Origin of the sequence: Pseudomonas sp. NPDC087029, assembly GCF_044745345.1 — a bacterium.
Taxonomy (GTDB): domain Bacteria; phylum Pseudomonadota; class Gammaproteobacteria; order Pseudomonadales; family Pseudomonadaceae; genus Aquipseudomonas; species Aquipseudomonas faucium.
Genome location: NZ_JBIVAB010000001.1, coordinates 687,531 through 705,873, shown reverse-complemented (window position 1 = coordinate 705,873; position 18,343 = coordinate 687,531). Strand labels below are relative to the sequence as shown.

General features: G+C 67.2%; 17 protein-coding genes. 10 read left to right on the top strand and 7 right to left on the bottom strand.

The features are described from left to right. Positions 1-154: 154 nt before the first annotated feature. The 5 genes from ACIPG5_RS03235 (at position 155) to ACIPG5_RS03215 (ending at position 4,908) form a co-directional block, all read left to right on the top strand. On the top strand, positions 155-778 hold the full coding sequence (locus tag ACIPG5_RS03235) for a glutathione S-transferase family protein (protein ID WP_401373299.1): 624 nt from the start codon (positions 155-157) through the stop codon (positions 776-778). 83 nt (positions 779-861) lie between these two features. Next, on the top strand, positions 862-1,347 hold the full coding sequence (locus tag ACIPG5_RS03230; protein ID WP_401373297.1) for a hypothetical protein: 486 nt from the start codon (positions 862-864) through the stop codon (positions 1,345-1,347). A gap of 88 nt (positions 1,348-1,435) precedes the next feature. After that, the gene (locus tag ACIPG5_RS03225) at positions 1,436-2,212 is read left to right on the top strand and encodes a ParA family protein (RefSeq protein WP_236238314.1); all 777 of its coding nucleotides are present in this window, start codon (positions 1,436-1,438) and stop codon (positions 2,210-2,212) included. A gap of 63 nt (positions 2,213-2,275) precedes the next feature. Beyond that, positions 2,276-2,686: a DUF2946 family protein gene (locus ACIPG5_RS03220; protein WP_236193768.1), complete on the top strand. Its 411-nt coding sequence runs from the start codon at positions 2,276-2,278 to the stop codon at positions 2,684-2,686. Between the two features lie 71 nt (positions 2,687-2,757). Next, complete coding sequence (locus ACIPG5_RS03215; protein WP_401373294.1) at positions 2,758-4,908, top strand: TonB-dependent receptor; 2,151 nt, start codon at positions 2,758-2,760, stop codon at positions 4,906-4,908. A 31-nt stretch (positions 4,909-4,939) separates the two neighbouring features. On the opposite strand, the gene ACIPG5_RS03210 is transcribed toward ACIPG5_RS03215, so the two are convergent. Next, positions 4,940-5,668: a class I SAM-dependent methyltransferase gene (locus tag ACIPG5_RS03210; RefSeq protein ID WP_401373292.1), complete on the bottom strand. Its 729-nt coding sequence runs from the start codon at positions 5,666-5,668 to the stop codon at positions 4,940-4,942. A gap of 299 nt (positions 5,669-5,967) precedes the next feature. Between ACIPG5_RS03210 and ACIPG5_RS03205 the strand changes: the two genes are divergently transcribed. Further along, positions 5,968-7,305: an MFS transporter gene (locus tag ACIPG5_RS03205; protein WP_401373290.1), complete on the top strand. Its 1,338-nt coding sequence runs from the start codon at positions 5,968-5,970 to the stop codon at positions 7,303-7,305. Between the two features lie 118 nt (positions 7,306-7,423). On the opposite strand, the gene ACIPG5_RS03200 is transcribed toward ACIPG5_RS03205, so the two are convergent. Genes ACIPG5_RS03200 through ACIPG5_RS03190 form a run of 3 tightly spaced genes read right to left on the bottom strand, consistent with a single transcriptional unit; the run spans position 7,424 to position 12,999 of the window. Further along, on the bottom strand, positions 7,424-10,555 hold the full coding sequence (locus tag ACIPG5_RS03200; protein WP_176514532.1) for a CusA/CzcA family heavy metal efflux RND transporter: 3,132 nt from the start codon (positions 10,553-10,555) through the stop codon (positions 7,424-7,426). Between the two features lie 16 nt (positions 10,556-10,571). Beyond that, entirely contained in the window at positions 10,572-11,753 is a 1,182-nt protein-coding gene (locus ACIPG5_RS03195; RefSeq protein WP_286913764.1) for an efflux RND transporter periplasmic adaptor subunit, read from the bottom strand. Beyond that, complete coding sequence (locus ACIPG5_RS03190) at positions 11,746-12,999, bottom strand: TolC family protein (protein WP_401373287.1); 1,254 nt, start codon at positions 12,997-12,999, stop codon at positions 11,746-11,748. The genes ACIPG5_RS03195 and ACIPG5_RS03190 overlap by 8 nt, the downstream gene beginning before the upstream one ends. Before the next feature lie 201 nt (positions 13,000-13,200). Here ACIPG5_RS03190 and aroQ point away from each other — a divergent pair, with 201 nt between their 5' ends. Together aroQ and ACIPG5_RS03180 are read left to right on the top strand one after the other, a co-directional pair. After that, complete coding sequence (gene aroQ, locus ACIPG5_RS03185; protein WP_176514540.1) at positions 13,201-13,650, top strand: type II 3-dehydroquinate dehydratase; 450 nt, start codon at positions 13,201-13,203, stop codon at positions 13,648-13,650. Next, the gene (locus ACIPG5_RS03180) at positions 13,647-14,495 is read left to right on the top strand and encodes a shikimate dehydrogenase (RefSeq protein ID WP_176514542.1); all 849 of its coding nucleotides are present in this window, start codon (positions 13,647-13,649) and stop codon (positions 14,493-14,495) included. Before aroQ ends, ACIPG5_RS03180 begins: the two co-directional genes overlap by 4 nt. A 113-nt stretch (positions 14,496-14,608) precedes the next feature. Here the strand turns inward: ACIPG5_RS03180 and ACIPG5_RS03175 are convergent, their stop codons facing one another. Together ACIPG5_RS03175 and ACIPG5_RS03170 are read right to left on the bottom strand one after the other, a co-directional pair. Further along, complete coding sequence (locus tag ACIPG5_RS03175; RefSeq protein WP_176514544.1) at positions 14,609-15,142, bottom strand: thioredoxin family protein; 534 nt, start codon at positions 15,140-15,142, stop codon at positions 14,609-14,611. After that, positions 15,132-15,407 (bottom strand): DUF2790 domain-containing protein, encoded by a 276-nt coding sequence (locus ACIPG5_RS03170; RefSeq protein WP_176514546.1) that lies wholly within the window; start codon positions 15,405-15,407, stop codon positions 15,132-15,134. The genes ACIPG5_RS03175 and ACIPG5_RS03170 overlap by 11 nt, the downstream gene beginning before the upstream one ends. A gap of 218 nt (positions 15,408-15,625) precedes the next feature. On the opposite strand from ACIPG5_RS03170, the gene ACIPG5_RS03165 reads away from it, so the two are divergent. Together ACIPG5_RS03165 and ACIPG5_RS03160 are read left to right on the top strand one after the other, a co-directional pair. Next, the gene (locus ACIPG5_RS03165) at positions 15,626-16,366 is read left to right on the top strand and encodes a response regulator (protein ID WP_176514548.1); all 741 of its coding nucleotides are present in this window, start codon (positions 15,626-15,628) and stop codon (positions 16,364-16,366) included. Continuing rightward, on the top strand, positions 16,363-17,655 hold the full coding sequence (locus tag ACIPG5_RS03160) for a sensor histidine kinase (RefSeq protein WP_401373284.1): 1,293 nt from the start codon (positions 16,363-16,365) through the stop codon (positions 17,653-17,655). The genes ACIPG5_RS03165 and ACIPG5_RS03160 overlap by 4 nt, the downstream gene beginning before the upstream one ends. Before the next feature lie 4 nt (positions 17,656-17,659). Here the strand turns inward: ACIPG5_RS03160 and ACIPG5_RS03155 are convergent, their stop codons facing one another. Next, positions 17,660-18,220, bottom strand: coding sequence for a DUF4174 domain-containing protein (locus ACIPG5_RS03155; protein WP_176514552.1), 561 nt, complete (start codon positions 18,218-18,220; stop codon positions 17,660-17,662). Between the last annotated feature and the right edge of the window lie 123 nt (positions 18,221-18,343).

Genomic DNA, 18,343 nt, shown 5'->3' with positions numbered 1-18,343 from the left:
AGCGCCGATCGGGCGCGATCGATGTGTGCTGCGTGACTTATTTGGAGGCAAATATGCACCAATTCGGCACAGCCCTGGGTAGTTTTCACCCAGCCCCTTGACCCAGATCATGGCCTGTCGGACGATCGGCGCTTCCCCGAGCAAGGACCACGGCATGTTACGGATACTGGGCAGAGCGTCTTCCATCAACGTGCGCAAGGTCCTCTGGGCCTGCGTCGAATTCGATATCCCGTTCCAGCGCGAAGACTGGGGCACGGGCTTCAAGCCCACCAGCAGCGCGGAATTTATCGCCCTCAACCCCAACGCCATGGTGCCGGTGATCCAGGATGGCGACTTCACTCTTTGGGAATCCAACAGCATCATCCGCTACCTCGCCAACCGCTATGGCGAGGCCGCCTGCTACCCCACCGAGGCAATCGCCCGGGCCCGCGTGGACCAGTGGATCGACTGGCAGGCCTCGGACCTGAACCGCGCCTGGAGCTATGCCTTCCAGTCGCTGGTACGCCACTCCCCGGCGCACCAGGACCCGCAGGCGCTGGCCGAGGGCTGCGCGCAATGGGCGCACAACATGCAGATCCTCGAGCGCCAGCTCGCCGCCACCGGTGCCTACGTGGCAGGTGAGCACTTCACCCTGGCCGACATCCCCATCGGGCTGTCGGTGAACCGCTGGTTCGAGACGCCCTTCGAGCACCCGCCGCTGCCAGCGGTGAGCGCGTACTTCGAGCGCCTCACCGCACGCCCCGGCTTCGTCGCCCACGGCCGCAACGGCACGCCTTGAATCGCCCGCACGGTGCCCGGCGCAATTGCCCGGGCGCCCCGCTATAATCGCCGCTCTGAAACACCCGCCCAAGGCCCACCTCCATGCCCCGCTTGCCGAAGTTGCTGTTGCCCCTGCTGTTCGCTGCCGCGCTCTGCGCCTGCGACCAGAAGCCCACCCGTGAAGCACAGATCCTGGCCAACCTGCCCTTGCAGGAAGCCTACGAGCACAACATCGAGCGCATGGCCGCGCTGCTGCAGCGCACCCACCCGCAGCTCGACCAGCAGGCCATCGGCGCGGTCCTGCGCAAGCACCTCACGGTCGAGGACCAGCGCCAGGACCTGTTCAAGCTCTACAGCGAGCAGAACTTCAGCGACGCCGAATTCGCCAGCATCGTCGCCGCCACCCGCGACCCGGCCAAGGCCCGGGCCATGGAAGACACCGAAGCGGGCCAGCAACTGAGCGCCAAGCTCACCCGGCTGATGCGCGAGACCGCGCGCGATCCGAAGGTGCAGGCACTGGCCGAGCAGCGCATGCAGCAGGTGGAGGACGAATTGGCCGAGCAGGAAGAAAAAGCTCTACTACGCTAGTTGTAACAAGTGTTGTCATAAAACTGTCGTCTTTCGGTCATAGGATTGACCCCAACCTGACATTTCCCCCTTCATGGATGAGCGTCTCATGCGTCGTGTGGTTTTCAATCAGAAAGGTGGCGTGGGCAAATCGAGCATTGCCTGCAACCTGGCCGCAGCCAGCGCCGCCGAGGGCTATCGCACACTGCTGGTCGACCTCGACCCGCAGGCCAACGCCACCTACTACCTCACCGGGCTGACCGACGACGCCATCCCCGCCGGCATCGCCGACTTCTTCCGCCAGACCCTCTCGCCCACGCTCGCCGCCGGCAAGAAGCACCGCGTGGCGATCACCCAGACGCGCTACCCCAACCTGCACCTGGTCACTGCCAGCCCCGACCTCAGCGACCTGCAGAGCAAGCTGGAGAGCAAGTTCAAGATCAACAAGCTGCGCAAGCTGCTGGTGGAGCTGGGCGAAGACTACGAGCGCATCTACATCGACACCCCGCCTGCGCTGAACTTCTACACCTTCAGCGCCCTGGTGGCGGCCGAGCGCCTGCTGATTCCATTCGACTGCGACAGCTTCTCGCGCCAGGCGCTGTACAGCGTCATGGCCGAAGTCGAGGAGCTGCGCCAGGACCACAACCCGGCGCTGCAGGTCGAAGGCGTGGTGGTCAACCAGTTCGCCGGGCGCACGGCGTTGCACCAGACCCTGGTCGATCAGCTGCGCAGCGAAGGCCTGCCGGTGTTGCCGGTGTACCTGAGCAGCTCGATCAAGATGCGTGAATCGCACCAGGTATCGGTGCCGCTGGTGCACCTGGCGCCGCGGCACAGGCTGGCGCAGGAGTTCGTCGAGCTGCTCGATGCCCTGGAGCGGGCCGCCTAGCTGCGACAACCTGCCGCGCCCAAGGGCTACCCGACCGTTCGTCCGGGTGGTAGATTCGCCGCCATGAAAACCACCCGGCAGACCCGCACGCTGACCGCCTGGACGCTCTATGCCAGCGTCCTGTTCAGCCTATTGCTGTGCGGCCTGCACCATGGCCAGATGGGCGGCCTGCGCCTGGCCGGCCTGGAAGGCGGGTTCTGCTCGATCAACAGCGAGCACGGCGTGGCCATCGACCTCGATGGCGCCGGCGGCGACCAGCACATGGCCCAGCTCGACTGCCCGGTGTGTTCCTCGTTCGGCATGGCCGTGCCGCTGAGCAGCGCCGGCTGGTCGTTCGCCCCGGCCCACAGCGCCGCCAGCTCGCCGATCGTGGTGCGCAGCTGGGCGCAGCCGCCGCCACGCTACCAACGCCCTGCCCTCAACCCCCGCGCCTCCCCCGCCGTCTTCCCCGCTGCAGCCTTGCATTTCGCCTGACCACTGATAAGCCGGGCGCGCCTGCGCGCGTGCGTGGTCAGCCATGACCCTTGCGTGGAAGACATAAAAACATGTTTCGCAATACCTCCCTGGTGCTCCTCATGGGCACCTGCACCTTTGCCTGGGCGGACGATGCCGCCGTTGAACTGAGCGCCACCACCATCGACGGCGAGCGCGAAGCGCCCTCCGGCGTGCAGCTGGATGAACCCATCCGCACCGGCTCCCGGTTGGGCCTGACCGCCCGCGAAACGCCCGCCTCGGTGAGCGTGTCGGACCGGCGCGTGATCGAAGAGCGCGGCGCCAAGGACAGCCAGGACGTGATCAACGCCATGACCGGCGTCAACGCCTCGGCCAACCCAGGCTACGGCGGCTTCGTCAGCTACCGCGGCTTCACCCAGAACCAGGTCACCCAGCTCTACAACGGCATCAACCTGGGCTACAGCAGCGCCACGCGGCCGGTGGATGCCTGGGTGCTGGACCGCGTCGAACTGCTCGGCGGCCCGTCGTCGTTCTTGCATGGCGCAGGCTCGGTCGGCGGCTCGATCAACTACATCACCAAGCTCGCCAGCCGCGACCAACAGATCATCGACGGCCGTGTGCGCTATGGCAGCTTCGACGACGCGGAAGTGGCCTTCGGCATCAACCAGGCGCTGGCCAGCAACCCCGCCGACGCCCGCCACTTCATGCGCCTGGACTACAGCCATGGCAGCGGCAACGGCTACATCGACCGCAACGAGCGGCAAACCGACAGCCTGGCGTTTTCGCTGCTCAGCGACCTCACCCCCAACCTCACCCACACCCTGGCGCTGGAGTATCAGGAAGACCGCGAGGACAGCCCGTACTGGGGCTCGCCGATCCTGCCCGGGCGCAGCACCATGAAGATCGACAACAGCCGCCGCTTCGAAAACTACAACGTCGCCGACGGGCGTTACGAGCAGCGGGTGCGCTGGTTGCGCTCGATCCTCGATTACCAGCTCAGCGACAGCACCAGCGTGCAGAACACGCTGTACCACTACAACGCCCAGCGCGACTACCGCAACCTGGAGCGTTACAGCTACACCCCGAACGGCGATGTGCAGCGCGCCAGCCCCTACCTGCAACGCCACGACCAGAACGTGCTGGGCGACCGCATCGAACTGCGCCATGACAACCACCTGTTCGGCCTGGCCAGCCAGTGGTCGCTGGGCCTGGACTATTCGCGCATGCGCCAGACCCTGTACCCGACCTCGGGCAGCTACACCGACGTGGTCGACCCCGAGCACTTCGACCCGGGCAGCTTCGACGACATTCCCGGGGTCAATGCCGGCCTGACCAAGCAGCGCCGCCATGAGCTGACCAACCGCGCCGTGTTCGCCGAAAACCGCCTGCAGCTGACCGAGCGCCTGGCCCTGCTGACCGCCCTGCGCTACGACTACCTGGACATGCAGGTGACCAACTACGGCGCCGTCACCCCCACCTCGCCGGCCTACTTCGAGCGGCGCTGGGAGCCGCTGTCCGGGCGCATCGGCCTGACCTACGCGCTCACCCCGTCGGCCAGCGTCTATGCCCAGTACAGCACCGCCGCCGACCTGCCGGCCGGCTCGCTGGCTGCGGCCACCTATTCCAATGTCGGCCTGTACGACCTGTCCAAGGGCGAGCAGTGGGAAGTGGGCAGCAAGTTCGATTTCCTCGACGGGCGCGGCGCGGCGACGGTGGCGCTGTACCAGATCGTGCGCAAGGACTTTGCCGTGCGCGATTCGGTCGACCCCAATCTCACGGTCCAGGCCGGCCAGCAGACCTCCCGCGGCATCGAGCTGGCCGGGCGCCTGCAGGTGACGGCCAAGCTGCTGGCCGAGGCCAACTATGCGTATGTGGACGCCAAGTACGACACCTTCAACGAGGCCGTCAACGGCGTGTCGGTGTCGCGCGAGGGCAACAACCCGGTCAACGTGCCGGCCAACGTCGCCAACCTGTGGCTGACCTACAGCTTCAACCCCGCCTGGTCGGTGGGCATGGATGGGCGCTACGTGGGTTCGGTGTATGCCGACAACGCCAATACCCTCAAGGCCCCGGCCTATACCCTGTTCGGCGCCTTCGCCCGCTACCGGCTGGACGAGCACACCACGCTCACCGGGCGGGTGCGCAACCTGACCGACGAGGTGTATGCCAAGCAGGCCTACGGGCTGCAGTACTACATGGGCGCACCGAGGACCTTCGAGGTGGCGCTGGACATGCGTTTCTGACGGGCAGATGAGCAGGCCGGCCTGCTCGGTTTCAGCGCTGTGCGGCCACCAGCAACATCATCGGCCGCTCGCGCTCCTCGGCCAGTGATGGCATCGCGGCCACCTGCTCGGCGCTGGGCGCGAATTCCTCGACCCGGTTTATCCGCAACCCGGCGTCGATCAGCGTATTGAGGGTGCTGGCCAGGGTGCGGTGGTACTTCAGCACGCCCTTGGCAAACCAGTCGGTGCGCCGTTCGCCCTCGTTCGCGTAGCCATTGACCGGCCAGGTCGGGCGGCCGTCCGCGTCCTTGAACCACTGCGGGTGGGCGGCGGCCATGTAGATCGGGTGCTCGACGGTGAACACCAGGTGGCCACCCGGGGCCAAGGCCTGGGCGAGGGTGCGCAGCAGGCGGGCGAAGTCCTGGACGTAGTGGAAGGTCAGTGCGCTGTAGGCCAGGTCGAAGGCGGCCGGCGGCAGCTGCAGTTGGTCGAGGTCGGCGCTGCGGTATTCGATGGCCGGGTCATGGGTGTCGCGGCGGGCGCGTTCGAGCATTTTCTGCGACAGGTCCAGGCCCAGCACCGAGGCGGCGCCTTGTTCGCGCATCCAGCGCGAGGCCCAGCCGAAACCGCAGCCAAGGTCGACCACGCGCTTGCCGCGAAGGCTGGGCAGCATGGCGCGAATCGCCGGCCATTCCGGCGCGCCGTCCAGGCCCAGCTGCTGGCGCGGCAGCTGGCTGTAGCCGGCGAAGAAGTCGGGGTTGTCGTAGATGTTCTGGGCCATGGTCGGCTCCTTGTTGTAACTGCAGCCACAGACTCTAGCGCATGGGTTGGCGCCTGCGCAGACCCTATCGCCGGCAAGCCGGTTCCCACAGGGACATCATAGTTTTCAAGGCCTGTGCTGTGCCTGTGGGAGCCGGCTTGCCGGCGATAGGGCCTGCCCGGCCAGAACAGATATCCCGATGTCGCCCATGAAGAAGCGCCACCCCGCACACCCCGGTCTACTGCCGGTACAACATCGATGACGCGGCCTCGACCGCCTCACGTTCCTTCAGGCTGCCTATGGAACCGGAGCACCTGCACATGTGCGCATCTCATGAGGTATCCCCCGCCACCCTTCGCCGGGTCATCGCCGCCTCGGCCATCGGCAATTTCGTCGAATGGTTCGACTTCGCGGTCTACGGCTTTCTCGCCACCCTGATCGCCAGCCAGTTCTTCGCCAGCGGCGATGCCAGCGTGGCGTTGCTCAAGACCTTTGCCGTGTTCGCCGTGGCCTTCGCCTTGCGGCCACTGGGCGGCATCGTCTTCGGTGCCCTGGGCGACCGGCTGGGGCGCAAGCGCATCCTGTCGCTGACCATCCTGCTGATGGCCGGCTCCACCACCCTGATCGGCCTACTGCCGACCTACGCCAGCATCGGCCTCGCCGCGCCGGCGCTGCTGACCCTGGCGCGCTGCCTGCAGGGCTTTTCCGCCGGCGGCGAGTACGCCGGGGCCTGCGCGTACCTGATGGAGCACGCGCCGCGCAACCGACGGGCGTTCTATGGCAGCTTCGTGCCGGTGTCGACCTTTTCCGCATTCGCCTGCGCGGCGGTAATCGCCTATGGCCTGGAAGCCAGCCTGTCGGCCGAAGCGATGAGCAGCTGGGGCTGGCGCGTGCCGTTTCTGGTGGCCGCGCCACTGGGGCTGGTGGGGTTGTACCTGCGCTGGCGCATGGAAGAAACCCCGGCCTTCCGCCAGGCGCTGGCCGAGGGCAAGGCCCATGAACACTCGCCGCTCAAGGAAACCTTGCGCAGCCATGGCCGGGCCATTCGCAACCTGGGGGCGTTCATTTCGCTGACCGCGCTGTCGTTCTACATGTTCACCACCTACTTCGCCACTTACCTGCAACTGGTCGGCAACCTCACCCGCGCCCAGTCGCTGCTGGTGACCACGGTGGCCTTGCTGTTCGCGGCGGCAGGCTGCCCGCTGGCCGGGGCGTTCTCGGACCGCGTGGGGCGGCGCAAGACCATCGGCTTCACCTGCCTGTGGGTGATGCTGTGCGTGTTTCCGGCGTACTGGCTGGCCAGTTCCGGGTCGATGTCGGGGGCGCTGCTGGGGGTGATTCTGCTGGCGGTGGGGGCGCTGTGCAGTGGCGTGGTCACGGCGGCGCTGCTGTCGGAGAGTTTCCCGACCCGTACCCGCTATACCGCCTCGGCGATCACCTACAACGTGGCTTACACCTTGTTTGGCGGCACCGCGCCGCTGGTGGCGACCTGGCTGATCGGGCAGACCGGCAGCAGCCTGGCGCCGGCGTTCTATTTGGTGGTGATTGCCTTGGTGGCGCTGGTGGGGGGGTTGGCGTTGCCGGAGACTTCGCGGATATCGCTGCATGATGAGCCGGGGGTTGAGGGGCAGCGGCTAAGTGCTCGTAGCGCGGGTTGAAAGTGGGGCTGCTTTGCAGCCCAATCGCCGGCAAGCCGGCTCCCACAGGGAAGGTGGTGTGCTCAGGCCCTGGTGGGAGCCGGCTTGCCGGCGATTGGGCCGCGCAGCGGCCCCAGCCTCACTCCTCCTCGCGCCTGTACGCCCACTGGTACAACGCCGGCAACACCAGCAAGGTCAGCGCCGTAGACGACAGGATCCCGCCAATCACCACGGTCGCCAACGGCCGCTGCACCTCGGCCCCGGTCCCGGTCGCCAGGGCCATCGGAATGAACCCAAGCGAGGCCACCAACGCCGTCATCAGCACCGGCCGCAAGCGCGTCAGCGCCCCTTCCTCGACCGCCACCCGCAGGCTGCGGCCTTCCTCGCGCAGGCTGCGAATGAAGGCGATCATCACCAGGCCATTGAGCACCGCCACCCCGGACAAGGCGATGAAGCCGACCCCCGCGGAAATCGACAGCGGGATATCACGCAGCCACAGCGCCAGCACCCCGCCGGTCAAGGCGAAGGGAATGCCGGTGAACACCAAAAGGCCATCCTTGAGGTTGTTGAACATCATCAGCAGCAAGGCCATGACCAGCAGCAACGCCACCGGCACCACCACCTGCAGGCGTTCGGCCGCCGACTGCAGCTGCTCGAACTGGCCGCCCCAGCGGGTCCAGTAGCCAGGCGGGATCGCCACCTGCTCGCGTAGGGTCTGCTCGGCCTGCTCGACGAACGAGCCCAGGTCACGCCCACGCACGTTGGCACTGACCACCACCACCCGCTTGCCATCCTCGCGGCTGACCTGGTTGGGCCCCAGTTGCAGGTTCAAGCTGGCCACCTGCGACAGCGGGATGAAACCGATCTGCCCGGCCGATGCGCTCGCCGGCACGGGAATCAGCAGGCTGGACAAGCCCTCGACATCGGTGCGCAGGGCTTCGGGCAGGCGCACCACCATGTCGAAGCGGCGGTCGCCCTGGTACAGCGTGCCGGCCGTGCGGCCACCCACGGCAATGGCGATGGCGTCCTGCACGTCGCCCACGTTCAGGCCGTAGCGGGCGGCCTTGTCGCGGTCGATGTCGATGGTCAGCACCGGCAGGCCAGTGGTCTGCTCGACCTTCACCTCCGAGGCGCCCGGCACTTGCTGCAGGCTGCCGGCAATTTCAGCGGCGGTGCGGTTGAGCACGTCCATGTCGTCGCCGAACAGCTTTACCGCCACGTCGCTGCGCACCCCGGAAATCAGCTCGTTGAAGCGCAGCTGGATCGGTTGCGACAATTCGTGGTTGCTACCCGGCACGCTGGCGGCGGCGCGCTGCACTTCGCCAATCAGCGCGTCGCGCGATTTGCCTGGGTCCGGCCACTGCTCCTGGGGCCGCAGCATCACATAGGCGTCGGAAATGTTCGGCGGCATCGGGTCGGAGGCGATTTCCGCCGTGCCGGTGCGGGCGAACACCCGCTGCACTTCCGGCACCTGGCTGATGATCGCCTGCTCCAGGCGCTGCTGCATGTCCACCGACTGCGACAGGCTGGTGCCCGGCACCCGCAGCGCCTGCAGGGCAAAGTCGCCCTCGCTGAGGCTGGGGATGAACTCGCTGCCCATGCGGCTGGCCATCACCCCAGACAACAGCACCAGCGCAGCCGCCCCAGCGAAGGCCAGCTTGCGCCGCCCCAGCACCCAGGCCAGCACCGGCGCATAACGCTGGCGCGCGGTGCGCATCACCACGCCTTCCTCTTCCTTGACCTTGCCGGTGACGAACAGCGCGATGGCGGCCGGCACGAAGGTCACCGAGAGGATCATGGCGCCGAGCAAGGCCAGCACCACGGTGAAGGCCATGGGGTGGAACATCTTGCCCTCGACCCCGGTCAGGGCAAAGATCGGCAGGTACACCACCATGATGATCAGCTGGCCGTAGATCAGCGGCCGGCGCGCCTCGCGGGCGGCGGCGAACACCTCGTGGAAGCGCTCGCTGCGCGTCAGCATGCGGCCATGGCGCTGCTGGGCATGGGCCAGGCGGCGGATGGCGTTCTCGACGATCACCACCGCGCCGTCGACGATGATGCCGAAGTCCAGGGCGCCGAGGCTCATCAGGTTGGCGCTGACCTTGTTGCTGAACATGCCGGTGAAGGTGAACAGCATCGACAGCGGAATGACCATCGCGGTAATCAGCGCCGCACGGATATTGCCCAGGAACAGGAACAGCACGGCGATCACCAGGATCGCGCCCTCGACCAGGTTCTTCTTCACCGTGGCGATGGCTTTTTCGACCAGGTGCGTGCGGTCGTACACGGTCACCGCCACCACCCCTTTGGGCAGGTTGCGGTTGATGTCCTCAAGCTTGGCCGCCACGGCCTGGGACACCGTGCGGCTGTTCTCGCCGATCAGCATGAACACCGTGCCCAGCACCACCTCGCGGCCATTTTCGGTGGCGGCGCCGGAGCGCAGCTCCTGGCCCAGGCCGACCTCGGCGACATGGCTGACGCGAATAGGCGTGCCATCGGCGGTGGAGATGACGATGTTGGCGATGTCCTCGGGCGTGGCCACCTGCCCCGGCGCGCGAATCAGCAACTGCTCGCCGTTGCGCTCGATGTAGCCGGCGCCGACGTTGGCGTTGTTGCGCTCCAGGGCACCGATCAGGTCGTTGAGGGTGAGCTTGTAGGCCGCCAGGCGCTTGGGCTCCGGCGCAATCAGGTACTGCTTGGCGTGGCCGCCGATGCTGTTGACCTCGGCCACCCCGGGCACGTTGCGCAACTGCGGCTTGATGATCCAGTCCTGGATCTCGCGCAGGTCGGTGGGGGTGTACGGCGTGCCGTCGTCCTTGAGCGCGCCCTCCTCGGCCTCCACCGTCCACAGGAAGATTTCACCCAGCCCGGTGGAGATCGGCCCCATGCCCGCCTCGATGCCTTCGGGCAACTGCTCGCGGGCGACCTGCAGGCGCTCGTTGACCAGTTGCCGGGCGAAGAACAGGTCGGTGCCGTCGGCGAAGATCACCGTTACCTGGGACAAACCGGAGCGCGACAGCGAACGGGTCTGCTTGAGCCCCGGCAGGCCGGCCATGGCGGTTTCGATGGCGTAGGTGATGCGCTGCTCGGTTTCCAGCGGCGAGTAGCCCGGCGCTGCAGTGTTGATCTGCACCTGCACGTTGGTGATATCGGGCACCGCGTCGATGGGCAGCTTCTGGTAGCTGTGGATGCCCACGGCGGCCATCAGCAGCACGGCGAGCATCACCACCAGGCGCTGCTCGATGGCGAATTGGATCAGGCGTTCGAACATGCAAGCGTCCCCGCGATCAATGGCTGTGCTCGGCGGAGCCTTTGCCAAGCTCCGATTTGAGGACGAAGCTGCCAGCGGCAGCCACCTGGGTGCCGGCGCTCAGGCCTGCGGTGATTTCCACCTGGCCGGCATCGCGCCGGCCGGTCTGCACCGGCAGTGCCTCGAAGCCCTCTTCGGTGCGGGCGAACACCACGGTCTGCTCCTCCCAGTTCTGCAGCGCGCTTTGCGGCACCACCACGGCGGCCTCGACCCGCTCGGTGCTGACCGCGATGGTCACGAACAATCCGGGGCGCCAGGCGCCATCCGGGTTGGCCAGGGTGGCGCGGGCGGTGGCGGCGCGGTTCTGCTCGCCGAGCAGGCTGCCGACGTAGTTGATCTGGCCCTCGACCTGGGCGCCCAGGTCCGGCGCACTGACGCTGACGCTGCGCCCGGTGGTGACCTTGGCCAGGTCGCGCGGGGCGACGGCGAAGGTGGCCCAGACCCGGCTCAAGTCAGACAGGGTGAACGCGTTGCTGGTCTCATCGACCACCTCGCCCACGGTCAGGTGCTTTTCCACCACCACCGCATCGAACGGCGCGCGCAATTCGTAACGGTTGCCGGCACCGGCCGGGCCCACGGCGGCGACTTTCTGCCGGGCGTTGGCCATGGCGATCTCGGCCTCCTGCAGGGCCTGGCGGGCTTGCAGGTAGTCCTGTTCGGCGCTGATGCGCTCCTGCCACAACTGCTGCTCGCGCTGGAACGTCAGGCGCGCCAGCTCCAGGCGGCGCTGGGCCGCCAGCTGCTCGCTGCGCAGGTCGGAAATCTGCTGGCTGGCGATCACCGCCAACACCTGGCCGCGCTTGACCGCCTGGCCCAGGTTGGCCTGCACCGCCTCCACCACCCCGGGCACCCGTGGCACCACGTGGGCGGTGTGGTCTTCGTCGAAACGGATCTCGCCGGGGAAACTGATGGCGCTGCTCATCGGCGCCGGGGCGGCGGCCACCAGCTGGATGCCGGCCGCCTCGATCTGCGCGGCGGACAGGTGCACCTTGCCCTCCTCGTCCTCGTGCGCCTCGGCGCTGGCCTGGCCATGCCCATGGCCGTCTTCGGCGTGCTCATCGTGCTTGGCCTGGCCCAGGTTGCCGGTCCAGGCCAGGCCGCCGAAACCGAGCACGGCAACGGCAGCCGCCAGGAGGGCGAGCTTGCGGGGGTTATTCATGGTTGCTCCTGCTGATCGTTGTAGTGCTCAAGCTGGCGACATCGCCATAGATGCGCTCGACCTGCGCCCGGGCATCGGTGGCCGCGGCCAGCGCGTCCAGGTACAGGGCGCGTGCATCGATCAGCGTGCGCTGGGCATCGAGCACGTCGAGGAAGGCGAACTTGCCCATTTCGAAACCGCGGGTGGCGGTGTCCACCGCCTGCTGCGCCGACGGCAGGATGGTGCGGTCGTAGGCCTCTACGTCCTGCAGCGCCGTGCGCCACTGGCTGACGGCGCTGCGGGTTTCACTGCGCAGGCGCAGCTCCAGCGCATTGCGCAGGTCACGCGCCTGGTCGGCGCGGCGCGCGGCGGCCAGCACGTTGCCCTGGTTGCGGTCGAACAGCGGCAGGGGCATGGACAAGCCGACCACGTTGACCCGCTCGCGGTCTTCGCGGCTGTACTGGCTGCCCAGGCTGACGGTCAGGTTGGGGATGCGCTGGGCCTTTTCCGAGCCGAGCGAGGCGTCGCCACGTTCGATCTGGGCGGCCGCCAGGCGCCATTCGGCGGTCTGTTCGAGTTGTGCGAGCAAGGCTTCGGCGCTGGGGGCGGCGCCGGGCGACAGCTCGGCGGCCTGCACGTGCCCGAAGCTGGCCTGGGGGCTGCCGGTCAACCGCGCCAGGGCCTGGAAGGCCACCGTGCGCTGGCTTTCGGCACGGCGCAGCTCGGCGTGCGCCTGGGCCAGCTGCACCTGGGCTCGGGTGGCCTCCACGGGCGAGGCCTGGCCAGCGCTCACGCGCCCCTGGGCGACCTTCAGGCCGCGCTCGGTCAGGGCCTGGGACTGTTGCGCCAGGTCCACGGCGGTTTGTGCGCGCAGGGCGGCGTGGAAGGCCTGAACCACATCGGCGCGCAAGCCATTGCGCTGGCGTTGCAGGTCGAGCTCGGCAATGGCCTGGCCGCTGCTGGCCACGGCAATGCGCGCGCCACGTTTGCCACCGAGCTCCAGCGCCTGGCTGAGGGTGACCGTGGTGGTGCTGGTGTCGCGCCGGGTGTCCTCGACCTCCCAGGCCAGCTCCGGGTTGGGGATCAGCCCGGCCTGGCGCCGTTCGCCCTCGGCGATGCCGCGCTCGCGGCCGGCGGCGGCCAGCTCGGGGTTGTTGGCGAACGCGGCGGCGAGCGCGTCGGGCAGGCTCAAGCCCTGCCCGGCCTGGGCGCTGGCGGTGGCCGCGAGCAACAGGCAGAGCACGGCGATCTTGCGGGGGATGGGCACGTCAGGAGTCCTCGTCGGCAAGCGGTGCCGGGGGACTGTAGGGAGGCGTGGTTATCGGGGCGGTGGCGGGGAAATTACAATTTTGTCATCCGCCAGGGCGGCGGGCCGATAATCGCCCACTTCCCCTTGGGCCTCAATTGACGAAACTAACCGGGTGGTACAAAGATAGGTGCATCCAAAAACAACAAAGCGATGTGCGCCATGAAGCCCCTCATTCTTGTGCTAAACGGCCCCAACCTGAACCTCTTGGGCAGCCGCGAACCGACCCAGTACGGCCATGAAACCCTCGCCGACCTTGCCCAAGGCTGCGCCGACACGGCCCAGGCGCAGGGCCTGCAGATCGAGTTTCGCCAGACCAACCACGAAGGCGAGCTGATCGACTGGATCCACGCCGCGCGCGGGCGCTGCGCCGGCATCCTGATCAACCCCGGCGCCTGGACCCACACCTCGGTGGCCATCCGCGATGCGCTGGTGGCCTGTGAACTGCCGGTCATCGAAGTGCACCTGTCCAACGTGCACAAGCGCGAACCCTTCCGCCACCTGTCGTTCGTCTCGTCGATCGCCGTGGGCGTGATCTGCGGCCTCGGCAGCCAGGGCTACCGCATGGCCCTGAGCCACTTCGCCGAGCTGCTGGGCGAGCGTGCCGCATGAGCCAGCCCGCCATCCTTGCCGGGCTGATCGGCCGCGGCATCCAGTTGTCGCGCACCCCTGCCCTGCATGAGCACGAGGGCGATGCCCAGGCCCTGCGCTACCTGTACCGGCTGATCGATGCCGACCAGCTGCAGCTCGACGACAGTGCCCTGGCGCAGCTGCTCGACGCCGCGCAGCGCACCGGCTTCACCGGGCTGAACATTACCTACCCGTTCAAGCAGGCGATCGTGCCGCTGCTCGATGAGCTGTCGGACGAAGCGCGCGGGATCGGCGCGGTGAATACCGTGGTGCTCAAGGATGGCAAGCGGGTCGGCCACAACACCGATTGCCTGGGCTTTGCCGAAGGCCTGCGCCGCGGCCTGCCGGATGCGCCGCGCCGCCAGGTGGTGCAGCTGGGCGCGGGCGGCGCGGGTTCGGCGGTGGCCCATGCGCTGCTTGGCGAAGGGGTCGAGCGGCTGCTGCTGTTCGAGGTGGACACAGCGCGGGCGCAGGCGCTGGTGGACAACCTCAACCAGCGCTTCGGCGTGGGCCGGGCGGTGCTGGGCAGCGACCTGGAGGCAGAGCTGGCGGTGGCGGATGGGCTGGTGAACACCACCCCGGTGGGCATGGCCAAGGTGCCAGGTACGCCGCTGCCGGTCGAGTGGCTGCATGAGCGGCTGTGGGTGGCGGAGATCATCTACTTCCCGCTGCAGACCGAATTGCTGCGGGCGGCGCGGGCGTTGGGGTGCCGGACCCTGGATGGCAGCCATATGGCGGTGTTCCAGGCGGTGAAGGCGTTCGAGCTGTTCAGTGGGCAGCAGGCGGATGCGCGGCGGATGCAGGCGCATTTTGCCAGTTTCACTTGAATATGCAGCGGGCCGATCGCCGGCAAGCCGGCTCCCACAGGTACTCCACAATATTCAGGCTTGTGGGGTACCTGTGGGAGCCGGCTTGCCGGCGATAGGGCCAGTACAGGCAATCATCCCTTCTCATCCAGCAAAGCCTGAATCACCTTCTCCTGCCCGCCATAATCCCCTTCACCAAAGTGCACATGCCGCACCTGCCCCTGGCGATCGACAAAATAATGCGCCGGCCAGAACTGGTTACCCCAGGCATTCCACACCTGATAGTCGTTGTCCACCGCCACCGGGTAGCCGATGCCCAGGCTTGCCACCTTGCGCTTGAGCTGCCCGACATCGTGCTCGTAGTCGTACTCCGGGGTGTGCACGCCCACCACCACCAGCCCCTGGTCGCCGTAGCGCCGGGCCCAGTCGTTCACATGCGGCAGGCTGCGCTGGCAGTTGATGCAGTCCCAGGTCCAGAAATCCACCAGCACCACCTTGCCCTTGAGCGCGGGGGCGTCCAGCGGGGGCGAGTTCAGCCACTGGCTGGCGCCGGCCAGCGACGGCATGGGGCCGTAGTCGTCGCGGGCCAGCAACTGGCCGGCCAGGCCAAGGCCCACCAGCGCCAGGGCCACGCCGCCGGCCTTCAACAGCCGCCGATCAATTGTCATGGCAACCGGCCGTGGCGTAGCTGCGGTACTCCAGGCTTTCGTGCTGGCCTTTGGAATCGAGGTAGTTCATGCGCGTGTTGACCGGGCCGCAGGCGTTGCTCTGATCGTCCTTGACCGACAGCACTTTCTTGATATCCAGGTGCTCACCGTAGTGGTACTGCATGGCGCCGTCCGTGTTCATCGGCTGGCTGGCGGCCTGGGCGCCAAGGGCGGCGAAGGCGAGCACGGCAAACAGGCTGGCACCGGCAAAGGTTTTCACGTTCATGGCATTTCTCCTGGGCATCTTCTTCGGGTGGGGGATGTCGTTCCCCGTCGAGAGTCATTTCACCGCTGCCAGGTATCGCCCATGTGTCGCCTGTGCCGTTGAAGTGCTTCCTGCTGTATCTGTATCAAGGCCAGATACACTGCAATACAAACCCCGGCAGGCAAGCGTAAACACGCTCGGTACACTGCGCCCCATTGCCCTTGCACAGGACCCTTGCGATGGAACATGTCGATCACATCCTGATCGTCGACGACGACCGCGAAATCCGCGAACTGGTCGGCAACTACCTGAAGAAGAACGGCCTGCGCACCAGCATCGTCGCCGATGGCCGGCAGATGCGCGCGTTCCTCGAGGCCAACAGCGTCGACCTGGTGGTGCTCGACATCATGATGCCCGGCGACGACGGCCTGCTGCTGTGCCGCGAGCTGCGTGCCGGCAAGCACCGCAACACGCCGGTGCTGATGCTGACTGCGCGCAACGACGAGACCGACCGCATCATCGGCCTGGAAATGGGCGCCGACGACTACCTGACCAAACCCTTCTCCGCCCGCGAGCTGCTGGCGCGCATCAACGCCGTGCTGCGCCGCACGCGCATGCTGCCGCCCAACCTGACCATCAGCGAAAGCAGCCGCCTCTTGGCCTTCGGCCAATGGCGCCTGGACACCACCGCCCGCCACCTGCTCGACAGCGAAGGGACCCTGGTGGCCCTGAGCGGCGCCGAGTACCGCCTGCTACGGGTGTTTCTCGACCACCCGCAGCGGGTGCTCAGCCGCGAGCAGCTGCTCAACCTGACCCAGGGCCGCGAGGCGGACATCTTCGACCGTTCCATCGACCTGTTGGTCAGCCGCCTGCGCCAGCGCCTGGGCGACGACGCCCGCGAGCCGAGCTGCATCAAGACCGTGCGCAGCGAAGGCTACGTGTTCTCGCTGGCGGTGCAGTTGCTCGAGTCGCCGTCATGAAATGGCCCCGCACCCTGGCCTCGCGCCTGGCGCTGATCTTCATCACCGGGCTGGTGCTGGCCTATGGGCTGTCGTTCAGCCTGCAGGCCTACGAGCGCTACATCAGCAGCCAGTCGATGATGCTCAGCCACCTGGAGCAGGATGTGACCACCTCGCTGGCCATCTTCGAACGCCTGCCCGCCACCGAACGCCCCGCCTGGCTGTCGCGCCTGGAGCGCCACAGCTACCGCTACCGCCTGGACGGCGGCCTGCCAGGCCAGCCGATGCCGAGCCGCGACCCGCCGGAGGCCGCAGAATCGATCGCCAAGGCCCTGGGCGGCCAGTATGCCCTGACGTTCCAGGACATCCCGGGCCCCGCCGCGCATTTCCAGGTGCACCTGCGCCTTCACGATGGCGCGCCGCTGACCATCGATGTAACGCCAACGCCGGTGCCGGTGGCGCGCTGGTTGCCGCTGGTGCTGCTGATCCAGCTGGCCGTGCTGCTGTTCTGCACCTGGCTGGCGGTGCGCCTGGCCACCGGCCCGCTGACCCGCCTGGTGCAGGCGCTGGACACCCTCGACCCGGACAAGCCCAGCGCCCGCCTGGATGAAAGCGGCCCGCGCGAGGTGAAATATGCCGCGGTTGCCTTCAATGCCCTGCAGGCGCGCATCGCCGCCTACCTCAAGGAGCGCATGCAGCTGCTGGCCGCCATTTCCCACGACCTGCAAACCCCGATCACCCGCATGAAGCTGCGCGTCGAGGTGATGGATGAAGGGGTCGAGAAAGAAAAGCTGTGGCATGACCTGGATGCCATGGAGCACCTGGTGCGCGAGGGCGTGGCCTACGCCCGCAGCATGGACATCAATACCGAACCTGCCTGCCGCATCAACCTCGATGCCTTTCTCGACAGCCTGGTGTTCGACTACCAGGACAGCGGCGCCCAGGTCGAGCGCCACGGCAGCACCGGCAGCCTGCTGGAAACCCGCCCCCACGCGCTGCGCCGGGTGTTGGTCAACCTGGTGGACAATGCCTTGAAGTTCGCCGGCAAGGCGCAACTGGAAGTGAGCCGTGAACACGGCTGCACGGTGATCCGGGTGCTCGACGACGGCCCGGGGATACCCGGCGACGAGCTCGATGAAGTGCTCAAGCCCTTCTACCGCGTGGAAAGCTCACGCAACCGCAGCACCGGTGGCACCGGGCTGGGGTTGGCGATTGCGCAGCAGCTCACCCAGGCCATGGGTGGCCGCCTGACCTTGAGCAATCGCCCGCATGGCGGGCTGTGTGCACAGGTCGAGCTGGCGGCGCGTTAGGGGGTCAATCGTCCAGCGGCTTGGGGGGCGCCGCGGGTTTGGCAGGTTTGGCAGGCTTGCCGGGCTTGCTCTCCTTGGGCGCCGGCTCGCTGCTGGCGGCCACCGGTTCCGGGGCCGCCATCGCCTTCTCGGTCGCCGGCAACTCATCGACCGCCTTGAAGATCACCTGCGGGTCGATCTTCTCGCCGGTGTCGTCATCCTTGAGCATGTGCCGCTCGCCGTCCTTGCCCACCAGAATCACCTTGGTGCCCTTGCTGGCACCGAGTTTCAGCTCGCGGATCAGGGCCATGGTGGTCTGCTGTTCGAGGTTCTTGTCCTCGCGCTTGCCCATCATGTTGGCCACGCTGTACATCACCAGCCCGCGCTCCTTGAAGGCCGCCTGGGTGGCCGGGTCCTTCAAGGCTTCGTTCAGGCCGCGCAGGGTGGGGTCGGCGCTGCTGGGGGCGATGACCACCAGCGGCCTGGCCTTGCCCAGCTCCTTGGCCAGTGGTGCATCACTGTCGGCGGCGTACAAGGGGCCAGCGACGACAAGCATGGTGGCGAGGGTCAGTGACCGGACGAGCATGCGTATCTCCTTATTCTCTCGATAAACCAAAGACTACAGATCATGGAGAAAGATCCGACGCAGGAGCCTAAACCAGTTGCCTGGAGCGTGCGCGGCACAAAAGTAACTTCCGATTACCATGAA